Here is a 13,026-nt window from a genome sequence, read left to right as displayed (position 1 = left end):
AGCTCACGCGACTGTCGTAAGCGGATGAAGCTACCACACCCCTACCCAACTGACGTATCCGATGAAGAATGGGCCTTCGCGGCGCCCTACTTGACGCTGATGGGTCCGCAGGCACGGAAGCGCAAGTACGACCTGCGCTTGATGTTCAATGTATTGCGCTGGATGGAGCGAGCCGGGGCGCCCCGGCGCTTGATTCCTCATGAGTTTCCGCCATGGAAGGCGGTCTATCAGCAAACCCAGCGGTGGTTGCCAATATCAGGGCCGGAGTAAATACCCGTTTGAACTAGATCTTGGTTCTGGCGGCCTGTGCATGGCCAGCGCCAGCAGATCGACCCAGGCACCGGCAATGTGCAGCAAGTGGTCGGCGGCATTGGCGCCCCGCTGGGCAACATCGTGCTGCCGATCGGTGGGCTGTACCGCCTGGTCGGCGCCAACGGCACCAGCGTCAACGCGCTGGGCCGCGCCGCCACCGGCCTGGACGGCGTCAACGCCAGCCGCAGCAGCGGCCCCGGCCGCCGCTATCTGATCGAGACCGATCCGCGCTTCGTCGATTACGACAACTTCATCAGCAGCGACTACCTGCTGGACAAGCTCGGCGTGGACCCGGAAGGGGACATGAAGCGCCTGGGCGACGGCTTCTACGAACAGCGCCTGGTGCTGGACCAGATCACCCAGCTCACCGGTCGCCGCTAACTAGGTAACTACGACGACGGCGTGCGCGCATGGTCGCCAGTCATCTTTTGGTTCCGTCACCTCAAACACTGCGCCATGCGCGCGCTCACTTCCACCCGGGTCTTCTGTAAGCCGCTGATCTGTCAATGCAAAACGTGGGTCATCTCAGACGCTCATCCCGTTTTCGCCCACGATCAAACAGTTTCAGAATCTCCGCCAGCGGCCGCTATCGCTACCTCAAGTCACGATGAGGCCAGAATGGAACTCCTCCCCAAACTCTTTCTGCTGATCGCATTTTTCGCTGCAGCCTGTCCAGCCGCGGCCATAGCTGGCGACGACGAGGACGAGCAGGCACGGGTCAACCCCGACAACCAGGCACGGATCCGCTTTTTCGGGCAGGCCGCGATTGGCCTGGAGTTCTATCGCAACACCGTGTGCTACGGCGGTGATGCTGAAAGCGAAACGCCCTCCAGCAGTGGCTTCGGCGGTGCCTTCGGCAGCAAGAAGAACATTTCCCTGGGAATGCCGGTCACCCCCAATGTCACCAACCTCAAACAGCGCAACGGCATCCTGGCCAAGGCGTTCTATCGCGAATACGCCATCACTGCCGGCGAGCCCATCGCCATCCACGCCTCGTATTATGAAACCACGGGGTCAAACGGCATTTCGCGCGGCTGCGACGATTTCGGCGCGACCTTCGTTCCCGAAAAAAAGGCCAGGACTACGAGGTCGCCCTGGATCTCTCGCGCCAGTATTGCCATCTCGCCATCTCCCGGATCAGCGAAACGAGCGACGGCGTAACGCTGGCTCCGGTCGAAATCAAAGACGCGCAGGAATGTAGCGGCGAATAGGGCCGCTTTGCTGCCTGGCGTGCCAACCGGCATGTGCGAACGCCGGCATTGGTGTCCGGGGAACCGGGGCAGAATGCATTTTCCCGACCCAAGTTCAGGCGCTTACCCGAAGGGGCGGCTCCTTTGGATAGACGACGCTGGTCCTACCGCAGAGCGAAAGATGGGACATGCCGCGCCACCCCGGCGGGATCTCCTCGGCGCCGCCCATAGCACCGCGATCGACCAGCCTCCCTACATGGCGCTGGACAGCGGCCGCGCCGGCAGCAAGCTCAAGGCCAGGCGCAGGTCCGCCGTAGTGCCACCGAGCCGTGTCGCCAGGCGCGCGCTCTCGGGATCGTAGGCGGCCGTCAACGTCAGCAACGGCAAAGCATCGCGCGGGACGTAGGCGCTGCCGATCACATGACCCGCTTCGCCATTGCGCGAGCGGGCCTTGTCGAAAGCGACATCGCTGCCGACGAATTCGGCATGGGTCTTTTCGCCGCAGAGGTAGGGCAGCAGCCATTGCACGCTGCGCGCGAGCGAGGCGCCGTTGCGCGCCTGCCAGTGATACAGGTCTTCGCCACGCTCGGAAAAGGCCAAGGCGAGTGTCACCAGCGGGCGCAGGTCATAGACATGGTAGGACAGCGCATCGCGTTCGATGAAGTCGATGCTCTGGCCGTCCGGGCGCAGGTTGTCGCCGATCTGTCGCTTGAATCCATCCCTGGCATAGGCGATCAGGCCGTCGTCGTCCAGTGCGATACCGATCAGGCCGACGGTCTTCAAGCGATGGCTATGCCAGTTGTTGGTGGCGGTCTTGCGCTTGGTATCGCGCGACGCGATCTCGGCGCGCGCAATGCGCCGCATCCAGTCGTCGACGGCATCGCGTGTCCCGGTCGGCAGTGCCTTCCTGACGATGCGGTAGGCAAAGATCGCCGGCTCCAGGCCGGTCTCGTCGATGGGTTGACCGGTGGGCCGATTCACGGCGGCCCAGCGGCCGAGATAGTCGCCGGCTTTCGTCGCATAGCGCTCCTTGCCGGTCAGGGCATAGGCCACGGCTAGTGCCTGGATCTTGCGCATGTCGCCCAGGCTCGCTTCGGTGCCTGCCTTGACTGGATCGCCTTTCAATCGGCCGGCGGTGCTCAGCACTTCGATGGGATGCGCGGTGTCATGCAGCGCCGCGTCGGCCAGACGCAATTGTGCGGTAGTCGCGCCGCTCTCGGTCCCTAGTTGATGCCATTGTTGGTCGGTTGGCCAAAGGCGCTGCATTGCGGCGGCCGGCATACACGGGAGCAGTACAAGGATGGCGATGGCTAGGCCTGCCCGCAAACCGGCGAAAGACATGGGGAGCACCTCGTACGAAAGCCGCGACCGCAATGCAGACAAATCTATGTCGCGCTGCATGAATCGGACATGGCTTCAGACGCGAGCGCATGGCCGCTGCGTTCAACGAACACAGCGCTGTGGGGACGCACCAGGCTGAACCCGAACGCGACTGCCGGCAGTGGTCGAAGAGCGCGTTCGGAATGGGAATTTCAGAGCATTGATAGATCGCGCTGTCAGGACGCACCCGACAGCATGTCGGAGATGCTCGGATGGTGGGTTTTCTTGTTGCACGACACAATTCAGCAGCGCCGAACCGCAGTCGGGGGACACCGTTTGGTCGCCGATCGCCTGCATCGCATCGACGGGGCACCGCGCTTTGGCGATAAGTGGTTCCGTTGCGCTGGTACAGGCATCCAGTTCTGAATTCCCAAGGAAGGATCGATCCCATGGTCGGTAGAAAAATCGCCAGGCTATGCCTGGTGTCGCTTGCGGCAACGACCGCGTCTTGCGCCATCGTCAAGAACGCTCCACAGCTCTTCCTCTACGACGAGCCTAGCGACGGGGAGCGCACGCGCCTGCGTCTTGTGGGAGCGACCGAGAACGCCGTGATCTACCCAAGTACCACCTGCAATCGCGGTCATGTGCCGGGATTCGGGCGGGTTGCATTTTCTCCTTTGACTGCGCATCGGAACCTGCAGATGCCGCGTTTGAGCGATACGCCGAAGCGGTCGCTCGAACTCTATGTCCGTTCCGAGCAGCCGGTCGTGGTGGCGTTCGACGCCGGCGCGTCTGCGCCGGCCGCACCCTGTCCGCCTGCACCCCCTGGCTACCGCATGGTCTGCAGTCCCCCGATCGGCCATGGCCCCACCTGCATCGCCGCAGGGACGTTCGTGCCGCGAGCCGGGCAGGACTACGAGGCCGTGCTCAATACCGTATCCGGCGCCTGCAGCCTGGATGTCTATGCCCTCATCAAGGAAGCCGATGGCCGGATCAGCCGGCGCTCGGTGCCCAGTCGCTCGCCCACATGCCCCGCCGAACAGCAACAATAAGGAGCGTTCCGTGTCATTGAAAATATGGATGTATGGAGTTGCCTTCGCCATCGTGGCACCTGCGTTGGTCGGTTGCGCCAGCACCGGAAAGAAGGCCGCTTTCGTCGAGCCGGTGCAGACGCCGCTGACCGTGCTTGCCAGCACCGATTCGAAAACACGCGGCTTGCGCGTGGTCCGGCGTTCGCATACCGCCAGGATGACGAGCGTGAAGGTCATGCAGGGTGTGTTCGGCGCCCTGAGTGGGCAGGTAGTGACGGGATTCAAGAAGGAGGATCTGCTCGGCGATCCCAACGAGGCCATCGTCGATCCTGCGCTGAGCACGCTGCCGACTGCGCTGGAAAAGAGCTTGCAGGCGTATGCCGCCACGCATCCGCAGGATCCGCCGCCCGCGATGTTCAAGGTGAAGGCCGAGGACTGGTTGCTGGTTTACAAGTCGCTGGGAGATGCGGACACGCCGTACGAACTGCGCTTTGCGGTCAGCATGCAGGCGCGGCCTGCGGATGTGGGCGGCGTACATCAGGCGTCGGTGACGCAGCGCTGCAATCCGGGCGTCATCGAGTTGCCCATCGCCGAGTGGGAGGCCGACGATTACGCCAAGGTCGAGCGGCGCGCCGACGAGCTTTCCGCACAATGCGCCGCCGAGTTCGCGCAGAGCTTTCCAGAGCTGTTCCATACCACCGAGAGCATGGCGATCACGCAGCAGTAGCCCCGCTGTCGTCGGTAGCGGCCTCTATATCTCCCGCACGTGCCTCGTCGGCATGGCCACCATCAAGACGATGGCGGCCATATCGACCGAGTCGGCGCGTGGCAGGCGAACCTGCCTCGGTTCGGCGCTATGCTGCGCGTCATTGCCTGGATGCCGAGCACGATGACCGACACCTCCACACCCCCCGTTCTCTCCGCCGTCGAAGCCCGTGCGTTGGGCTGCCTGATCGAAAAAGAGGCCACCACGCCGGATGCGTATCCGCTCACGGTCAACGCGACGGTGGTGGCGGCCAATCAGAAGACCTCGCGCGAGCCGGTGATGTCGCTGAATCCGGGCGATGTGCAGCATGCGCTGCGCCAGTTGGAAGGGCATGGGTTGGCGCGGCAGCAGTTCTCTTCGCGCGCGGTGCGCTACGAGCATCGGTTGGCAGCGGCATTGGACCTGACCCAGCAGCAGGTGATCCTGATCGGGCTGCTGTTGCTGCGCGGCCCGCAGACGGCGAACGAACTCCTGGCGCGGGCCGAACGCATGGCGCGGTTCGCCGATGCCGAAGACGTGCGGCATCAGCTGGAGCGCCTGGCGCAGCGCCAGTTGGTGGTGCAGTTGCCGCGCGGCAGCGGCCAGCGCGAGGATCGCTACATGCATCTGCTCGGCGGGCCGGTCGATGCGGAGGCGTTGGCGGCATCGTTCAAGGCGCGCCCGGCTGCATCCGGCAATGATGAGTTGGAGGCGCGGGTGCAGGCGCTGGAGGCCGAGGTGGCGGAGCTGCGCGAGATCGTTGCCGCATTGCAGGGGCAGAGCGCAACGCCATAGCGCCATTGCTACGTAGTAGGCAGTCACAGCAGCGGGCTGGCACCTGCCGCTAGCGCGTCTTTGGCATCAGGGTGATGCCGGCGACTAGCCGAAAGTGATACCGAGAGTCGTTTCTGTCATCCGCTTGACGACGCCAAGCGCTCGGATCTTGCTGTCTCCATACCGATAGCCCGTACGACTGTCGCGCCACCGGCTGCATCGATCCTCATTCGGTCTCCATCTGCGGAATCAACACCAGCAGATCGGTCACGCCCACCTCCGCACCGGCCTGGTTGAGCAAGGTACTGGCCTGGCCGCGGTGGTGGGTCTGGTGATTGAAGAAATGCAGCAGTACATCGCCGAAGCGCCGACAATGGGCGTCGCCGCGGGTGTTGCGGTAGGGCAACGCGATGTCCAGGTCCGCGGCGCTCACCTGCGTCATCCAGGTGGCGATGGTAGCGTCCAGCGCCTGGCGCTGAATCAAGAGGGCAGCCAGGGTTGCGGCCTGCACTGCATCCAGCGCGGCGGGAACCGGAGCGGCGGCGATCGCGCGCAATGCCGGGTACTGCGCCGGATGCTGGGCGAAGCGCTGCAGCCAGATCGTATCGGCCACCACCAGGTGGTTGAGCGTGCCCAGCAGCGAGCCGAAGAACGCGCCGCGTGGTTGCACCATCACCTGTTCCGGCAGGGTCGCCGCGGCCGCGTACACGCGCTCGTTCATCCACTGGTTGTAGCGCGCCAGCAATTGCAGCGATTCCAGCGTATTCAAGGCTCAAGCCCTTGCCGTGCGTTCGCGGCGGACAGGTCGCGTGCGTACAACGCGACCTCATGCGCATCCGCAGCGACCCGCATGCGGGTCGCTGCGGTGAAACCAAGCGCCTCCAACAGCCGCGTCGAGCGCGCGTTGTCTGGCGCCACGATCGCGCACAGGCGTGGCAGCGCCAGGGTGTCTTGCGCGTATGCCAACACCGCGCGCGCGGCTTCGCTGGCATAGCCATGGCCTTCGTAAAGCCGCAGCAGGGCATAGCCCAGGTCCGGGCAGGGCAGGGTGGGGCGCAACACCAGGCCGGCCACGCCGAGCCAGGCGTCGTCGTCGCGGCGTTCCACGGCGTACAGGCCAAAGCCGTTCTGGGCGTAGCTGAGCACCGCCCCGTCGGCGAGGTAGCGGCGTGCCTGGGCCTCGTCGCGCACCCCGCGGTCGCCGATGTGGGCCAGGAAGCCTGGGTCGTTGAGCAGCGCCAACATCGCCGCGGCGTCGCGGTCCGGGTCCAGCAAGCGCAGGCGCAGACGCGCGGTTTCGATCACGGTGGACACTGCACGTCCTTGCAGGGGATGACGATCGCGCCAGCGTGGCGCGGCCGGCGCGGATTGGCAAGCTGCAGAGGGTGGCCGCTGGGCACACGGGGCTTGTGCGGTTTCGTCGCGCGGAGGAATACGTCGTCTGCTGCCCGCTCCTCGGTCCCACGCCCGCTCTCTGCGCCGCGCGGGCGGCAACCCACCCTGGCGCACCGCGGACCACGCTGCATCGACGCGAAACGCCAGCGCCGACGCGGTCGCCGATGCCGCGCCGGACTCTGGCAGCGACGCCCTCGCCACCCGCTTACGCGACCTCGCCGGCAGATGCAAGCCAACGTCTAGTTAACAGCTTCACACGGTGTGTCGGTATTCTGGCGCCCATGCGATCCATCCCCCGCCTCGCCCTGCTCCTGTCCTTGCTGTCGCTGGCCGGCTTCGTTCAAGCGCGCGGCACGATTGAAAAAGTCCAGATACAAGGCCTGGACAAGGACGACGACGCGGCGATGATCGAGAACATCGAAGTCTCGCTGTCGCTGTACCAGGCCATCGGCAAGGTCCAGGGCGAGTCGCGCCTGGAGTACCTGCTGAGCCAGGCCGAGCGGCAGACCCGGCAGGCGCTGGAGCCGTTCGGCTATTACACCCCGACCATCACCGTCGAGGCGCCGCGCAACGACGACAAGCTGACCGTCACCCTGCACGTGGACAAGGGCGAGCCGGTGCGGGTGCGCAACTTCCAGGTGGGCATCACCGGGCCGGCCGAGGACGACAGCTACCTGGGCGAAGACCTGCAGAAGTTCCATCCCAAGACCGGCGAGGTCTTCAACCACACCACCTACGAGACCAGCAAGGTCACCATCACCCGGCGCCTGGCCGAGCGCGGTTACTTCGATGCCGACTTCACCCAGCGCAGGGTCGAGGTGACCCGCGCCGACCATGCCGCCGACATCGACCTGAGCTGGGACAGCGGCCGCCGCTACAACATGGGCGCGATCCGCTTCCACCAGGATTATTTCAATCAGGGCCTGTTCGATCCGCTGGTGTACTGGGACGAAGGCAGCTACTACCACGAAGGCAAGCTCGACCGGCTGCGCGAGTCGCTGGTCAAGCTCGACTATTTCAGCACCGTCGATATCCAGCCCAAGCCCGAAGAGGCCGACGCCAACGGCAATGTGCCGGTCGACGTGAACCTGACCCGCGCCAAGCGCAGCATCTACACCAGCGGCATCAGCTACGGCAGCGAGAGCGGCGCCGGCGTGCGGCTGGGCGTGGACCGCCGCTACGTCAACGCGCGCGGACACAAGCTCAGCACCCAGCTGGACTACGCGCAAAAGCGCAAGAGCCTGATCACCAGCTACCGGGTGCCGGCGTTCCGTTGGCTCGACGGCTGGTACACCGCCTCGCTGCGCGCCTACGACGAGCAGACCGACTACATCGACCTGCGCAACCTCAAGCTCACCGGTAGCCGCAGCGGCGAGATCAACGAACACTGGACCGCGACTGCCTCGCTCAATGCGCTGCGCGAGCGCTGGCGCTACGCCACCGACGACGTGTTCGACGGCGCGCTGTACCAATACTCCACGCTGGTCTATCCGCAGATCGAAGCCGACTACGTAGGCGTGGACGACAAGGTGTTCCCGCGCAAGGGCTTCAGCGGCAACGTCAGCCTGCGCGCCGGCGCCGAAGGGCTGGGCTCGGATGCCAGCTTCACCCAGGCGCACCTGCGCCTGAACTGGTTCCAGGGCCTTGGCGACAACAGCCGCCTGATCCTGCGCGGCGAAGCCGGCAGCACCTGGACCAATGCGCTGGTGGCGATGCCGCCGAGCCTGCGTTTCTTCGCCGGCGGCGACAACAGCATCCGCGGCTACGCCTTCCGCGAGGTCGGCCCGCGCACCGCCAAGCCGGACCGCTTCGCGCTCGGCGCCAAGCATGTGCTCACCGGCAGCGCCGAATACGAGCAGTACTTCAAGGGCGGGCCGTGGGGCGGCGCGGTGTTCGTCGACAGCGGCAGCGCCTTCGACGACACCCCCGACTGGCACACCGGCGTCGGCTTCGGCGTGCGCTGGCGCTCGCCGGTGGGACCGGTGCGGGTGGACATCGCGCATGGTCTGAACGACCCCGACTCGCAGTTCCAGCTGTACCTCAACATCGGAGCCAATCTGTGAGCGCGACCGGCTCCGACACGCCTGCGCCGCCGCCGCGGCGCCCGCGCTTCTACCGGCGCAAACGCTTCTGGTGGGGCTCGGCGCTGACCGTCGCTGGGCTCGGCCTGCTGGCCTTGCTGGCGCTGTACTGGCTGCTGCAGACCGTGGCCGGGCGCGACGTGTTGCTGGCGCAGATCGTGGCGCGGCTGCCCGCGGGATCCTCGCTGACCTGGGAGCGCGCAGAAGGTCCGCTGGCCGGCCCGCTGACCCTGTACAACCTGGATTTCCGCTACGACCAGATCCACTTCAGCGCCGAGCGCGCCTACCTGGATCCGGACATCCGCCCGCTGCTCGGGCGCAAGCTGCAGCTCGATGCGTTGCAGCTGAAGAACGCCACGCTCAACCTGGCCAAGAGCGACGAGCCGTTCGAGCTGCCGAGCTGGCCGCAGTCGTTGCCGCAGATCGAAGTGCCGCTGGCGCTGCAGGCCGATCGCATCGTGATCGATGCCCTGCGCATCACCCAGGCGCAGCAGCCGATGATCGATATCCACACGCTGCGCGGTGGCATCGAAGTGGCCAATGGCGAATTTCGCGCCAGGCAGTTGCTGGTGACCAGCGACCGCGGCGATTTCCGCGTCGATGGCGATTACGTGCCGGCGCAGGACTACAAGGCCAACCTCACCGCCAGCGCGGTCTTGCCGGCCGCGCGCGGACGCACCCCGGCGCGGCTGGGGCTGGTCGCGCGCGGCGATCTGGACAAGATGGAAGTGGCGATCGCCGGCAACGCGCCCGCGCCGCTGCGCGCCACGCTGGTGTTCACCGGCCGCACCGATCCCACCTGGCAGTTCGCGGCGAGCAGCAAAGCGCTGGACCCGTCGCTGTTCGTGCCGCCCGGCGACGCCGCGGCGACCAGCGAGCCGATCGCGTTCGACCTGAGCGCATCGGGCAAGGGTGGCGATGCCAAGCTGCAGGGCCAGCTCGCGTATGGCGAGCAGAAGCTCACGCTGGACCCCTCCAACGTGCGCCTGGACAACCAGGTGCTGACCGTCGCGCCGCTGCAGCTGCGGGCCTTCGACGGCCAGGCGCGGCTGCGCGGCACGGCCGATTTCCGCGATCGGGACAACGCCACGTTCCGCTTTTCGGTCAACGCCAGCGGCCTGAATTTCGCCACCGCCCCGGACCCGTCCACGCCGGATGCGCCGGCTGTACCGATCAAGCTGGTCGACGCCAACCTCGGCCTGGCCGGCACGCTGAAACAGTGGGCGACCTACGGCGAAGCCACCGTCTCGCGCGGCAAGGACAGCGCCGAACTGCATCTGGACGTGCGCGGCAACGACCAGCGCGCGCAACTGGCGCAGGTGCAGGCGAAGATGCCCAGTGGCACGCTCGACCTCGGCGGCGAAGTGGCCTGGGCGCCGGAACTCAGTTGGGACGTGAACGCCACGCTGGCCGGCTTCGATCCCGGTTATTTCGCGCCGGGCTGGGACGGCAACCTGTCCGGCCAGTTCGCGTCTAAGGGCAAGCAGTTGCCGGCGCATGCCGATGGCAGCGCCGCCGGCTACCAGGCCAGCCTCGACGTGCCGCGTTTGAACGGCAAGCTGCGCAGCCGCCCTTTGGATGCCAACGGCAAGTTCGCGCTGCAGGGCGAGCAGGGCGAAGGCAAGCTGCAACTGGCGCTGGGCGACAGCCGCGTGCAGGCGCAGGGCAAGGTCGGCGACCAGCTCGACATCGATGCGCAGCTGCAGCCGCTGCAATTGGCCGATCTGCTGCCCGGCGCCGCCGGCAGCCTGCGCGGCAGCGTGCAGGTCAAGGGCCGCCGCGATGCGCCCGACCTCACCGCCGATCTCACCGGCAACGGCCTGAAGTGGGACAGCTACGGCGCCGACAGTGTCAGCCTGCGCGGGCGCCTGCCGTGGCGCGGCAGCGGCGGCGAACTGGCGTTGCGCGGCAGCGCGATCAGCGCCGGGGTGGCGCTGGAGACGTTGCGCGTGGATGCACGCGGCGCCGTGGAAAACCTGCAGCTCGACGCCGATACCCGCAACGACATGGGCGCGCTCGCCGTTGCCGGTCAGCTGCGCCGCGACGGCGCGCGCTGGCAGGGCGGCGTGAGCACGCTGCGCGTGGCACCGGCCAAGGGCGAGCCGTGGCAGTTGCGGCAGCCGGCCACGTTCGCCATCGCCGGCAGCGCCTTTACGCTTTCCGACACCTGCCTCGGCGCGGCCGGCGGCGGTGCCCTGTGTTTGGCCGCCAACTGGCCAAAGCAGGGTCTGACCGTGCGCGGAGACGCGCTGCCGCTGTCGCTGGTGCAGCCGTGGCTGCCACCCAACAGCGGCCGCAAGATGTACCTGCGCGGCGAACTCACCCTCGACGGCAGCTTCAAGCCGGCCGGCAACGCGTGGCAGGGATCGCTGCGGCTGGCCTCGCGCGAAGGCGGCCTGCGCCTGGGCGACAACGCGCGCGGCGAACTGGTGCGCTACGACCAGTTCAGTTTCGTCACCGATTTCACCGCGCAGCACATCCATTCCAAGCTCGGCGTCGGCTTCCAGGGCGACGGCTTCATCGACGCCACCGTGGACACCGGCTGGGACGCGTACGCGCCGCTCACCGGCGAGATCTACATGAACATGTCGCGGCTGTACTGGATGGAGTTGTTCTCGCCCGATCTGGTGCGGCCCAAGGGCCTGGTCGAAGGCCATGTCAGCCTGCGCGGCACCCGCTCGCAACCGTCGATGGGCGGCGACGCCACGCTCAGCGACTTCACCGGCGAATTGCCGGCGCTGGGCCTGACCCTGAGCGAAGGCAAGGGCCGCTTCGACGCGCAGCCGGACGGCTCGGCGAAGATCGTCGCCTCGGTCAAATCCGGCGAAGGCACGCTCAACGTCGACGGCGGCCTGTCCTGGTACGGCGACACCACGCCGCTGCAATTGAATATCCGCGGCAACAACGTGCTGGTCTCCAACACCGCCGAACTGCGCGCGGTGGCCAATCCCGACCTGCAGTTCGGCATCGCCAACAAGACCATGACATTGAATGGCCAGGTCACCGTGCCGTCGGCGGACATCGACCTGGAACGGCTGGACCGCGGTACCTCGGTGTCCGAGGACGTGGTGGTCCTGGACCCGGCCGATCCGGAAGAAGCGCCGAGCTCGCCGCTGGAAATGGACCTGCGGGTGACGCTCGGCGACCAGGTCAAGATGGCCGGCTTCGGCCTGAAGGGCGCGCTGACCGGCGCCATGCAAGTACGTTCGCGCCAGGGCCGCGAGATGACCGCCACCGGCGGCCTGGACGTCAGCGGCCAGTACAAGGCCTACGGCCAGGACCTGACCATCACCCGCGGCCAGTTGACCTGGAGCAACAACATCGTCTCCGATCCGCGCATCAACATCCGCGCGCAACGCAAGGTCGGCGACGTCACCGCCGGTATCGACGTCACCGGCCGCGCCACCGCCCCGCGCGCCGACGTGTGGTCGGACCCGTCGATGTCGCAATCCGAAGCGATGTCGTACCTAGTACTGGGCCGCAGCCTCAGCAACGCCAGCAGCGACGAAGCCGACCAGGTGACCGCCGCGGCCAGCGCACTATCGGCCGGCAGCGGCCTGCTCGCCTCGCAACTCGGCGCCAAACTCGGCTTCGACGATGCCGGCGTCAGCCAGTCGCGCACCCTCGGCGGCTCGGTGGTCGGGTTCGGTAAGTATCTCTCGCCGAAACTCTACGTCAGCTACGGCGTGTCGCTGATCGGCAGCGGCTCGGTCTTGACCCTGAAATACCTGCTCGGCCGCGGTTTCGACGCGGAGGTGGAATCGAGCACAGTGGAGAACCGTGGGTCGATCAATTGGCGGAAGGAGAAGTAGTGCGCCGTTTGAGCACGGCGCATGCTGCGACCGCAAAATCTCCTTGACAGCCTCCGGTGTGTTCTATCACAGTTCCGTCGGGGATCCAGACAGCAGCAAATGAGTAGCCGTGCGGCTGCGATACGCGGACGGCATGTGCGCGCAGTGATCCCCCAGGGACCATATTGAAACCAGGGGGAAACATGGATTGTCGCTTCGGCACCGGCTTGCCTGTCACACAGCTGTGCAATCCGTCGCGATTGCCGCCCTAGCAGTCGATCGCCCTGTACTGGCGCGCCGTTTTTCGGGTGCGTGCCGGTCTGCACCACATCCAGATACCGACCATGTCCCTGCCGCGCAGGTTATCTGCGCGCTGCAGCCTCGCAT

At 66.4% G+C, this 13,026-nt stretch carries 9 protein-coding genes and 2 pseudogenes; 8 read left to right on the top strand and 3 right to left on the bottom strand.

All coding sequences use genetic code 11. The annotated features are described in order from the left end of the window. Positions 1 to 24: 24 nt before the first annotated feature. The 3 genes and pseudogenes from AB3X08_RS22085 to AB3X08_RS22075 form a co-directional block, all read left to right on the top strand. A pseudogene (locus AB3X08_RS22085) lies at positions 25 to 249 on the top strand (transposase); the annotation flags it as partial. Positions 250 to 318: 69 nt separating this feature from the next. After that, a pseudogene (locus AB3X08_RS22080) lies at positions 319 to 690 on the top strand (S-layer family protein); the annotation flags it as partial. 240 nt (positions 691 to 930) lie between these two features. Then, a complete protein-coding gene (locus tag AB3X08_RS22075; protein WP_369935198.1) occupies positions 931 to 1,473 on the top strand; it encodes a hypothetical protein in 543 nt (180 codons plus the stop codon). Positions 1,474 to 1,754: 281 nt separating this feature from the next. On the opposite strand, the gene AB3X08_RS22070 is transcribed toward AB3X08_RS22075, so the two are convergent. Continuing rightward, complete coding sequence (locus AB3X08_RS22070) at positions 1,755 to 2,843, bottom strand: alginate lyase family protein (RefSeq protein WP_369935197.1); 1,089 nt, start codon at positions 2,841 to 2,843, stop codon at positions 1,755 to 1,757. 428 nt (positions 2,844 to 3,271) lie between these two features. Here AB3X08_RS22070 and AB3X08_RS22065 point away from each other — a divergent pair, with 428 nt between their 5' ends. From AB3X08_RS22065 to AB3X08_RS22055, 3 genes are all read left to right on the top strand, one after another. Then, entirely contained in the window at positions 3,272 to 3,874 is a 603-nt protein-coding gene (locus AB3X08_RS22065) for a hypothetical protein (RefSeq protein WP_369935195.1), read from the top strand. A gap of 10 nt (positions 3,875 to 3,884) precedes the next feature. Further along, entirely contained in the window at positions 3,885 to 4,580 is a 696-nt protein-coding gene (locus AB3X08_RS22060) for a hypothetical protein (protein WP_369935194.1), read from the top strand. A gap of 162 nt (positions 4,581 to 4,742) precedes the next feature. Next, positions 4,743 to 5,393, top strand: coding sequence for a YceH family protein (locus tag AB3X08_RS22055; protein ID WP_369935193.1), 651 nt, complete (start codon positions 4,743 to 4,745; stop codon positions 5,391 to 5,393). Between the two features lie 205 nt (positions 5,394 to 5,598). Here the strand turns inward: AB3X08_RS22055 and AB3X08_RS22050 are convergent, their stop codons facing one another. Then, positions 5,599 to 6,141 carry a DinB family protein gene (locus AB3X08_RS22050; protein ID WP_369935192.1) on the bottom strand — a complete coding sequence of 181 codons (543 nt, stop codon included), beginning with the start codon at positions 6,139 to 6,141 and terminating at the stop codon, positions 5,599 to 5,601. Then, a complete protein-coding gene (locus AB3X08_RS22045) occupies positions 6,138 to 6,686 on the bottom strand; it encodes a GNAT family N-acetyltransferase (RefSeq protein ID WP_369935190.1) in 549 nt (182 codons plus the stop codon). Before AB3X08_RS22045 ends, AB3X08_RS22050 begins: the two co-directional genes overlap by 4 nt. A 362-nt stretch (positions 6,687 to 7,048) precedes the next feature. On the opposite strand from AB3X08_RS22045, the gene AB3X08_RS22040 reads away from it, so the two are divergent. Further along, the gene (locus AB3X08_RS22040) at positions 7,049 to 8,830 is read left to right on the top strand and encodes an autotransporter assembly complex protein TamA (RefSeq protein WP_369935189.1); all 1,782 of its coding nucleotides are present in this window, start codon (positions 7,049 to 7,051) and stop codon (positions 8,828 to 8,830) included. Beyond that, a complete protein-coding gene (locus AB3X08_RS22035; protein ID WP_369935188.1) occupies positions 8,827 to 12,660 on the top strand; it encodes a translocation/assembly module TamB domain-containing protein in 3,834 nt (1,277 codons plus the stop codon). Before AB3X08_RS22040 ends, AB3X08_RS22035 begins: the two co-directional genes overlap by 4 nt. Positions 12,661 to 13,026: the final 366 nt, after the last annotated feature.

Origin of the sequence: Xanthomonas sp. DAR 34887 (genome assembly GCF_041245805.1) — a bacterium.
Taxonomy (GTDB): domain Bacteria; phylum Pseudomonadota; class Gammaproteobacteria; order Xanthomonadales; family Xanthomonadaceae; genus Xanthomonas_A; species Xanthomonas_A tesorieronis.
This window is presented reverse-complemented; position numbering and strand designations above follow the sequence as displayed.

Excerpts from the sequence above, each read along its gene's own strand:
- AB3X08_RS22065 (WP_369935195.1), top strand. The coding sequence starts at position 3,272 with ATGGTCGGTAGAAAAATCGCCAGGCTATGCCTGGTGTCGCTTGCGGCA.
- AB3X08_RS22040 (WP_369935189.1), top strand. The coding sequence starts at position 7,049 with ATGCGATCCATCCCCCGCCTCGCCCTGCTCCTGTCCTTGCTGTCGCTG.
- AB3X08_RS22055 (WP_369935193.1), top strand. The coding sequence starts at position 4,743 with ATGACCGACACCTCCACACCCCCCGTTCTCTCCGCCGTCGAAGCCCGT.
- AB3X08_RS22075 (WP_369935198.1), top strand. The coding sequence starts at position 931 with ATGGAACTCCTCCCCAAACTCTTTCTGCTGATCGCATTTTTCGCTGCA.
- AB3X08_RS22070 (WP_369935197.1), bottom strand. The coding sequence starts at position 2,843 with ATGTCTTTCGCCGGTTTGCGGGCAGGCCTAGCCATCGCCATCCTTGTA.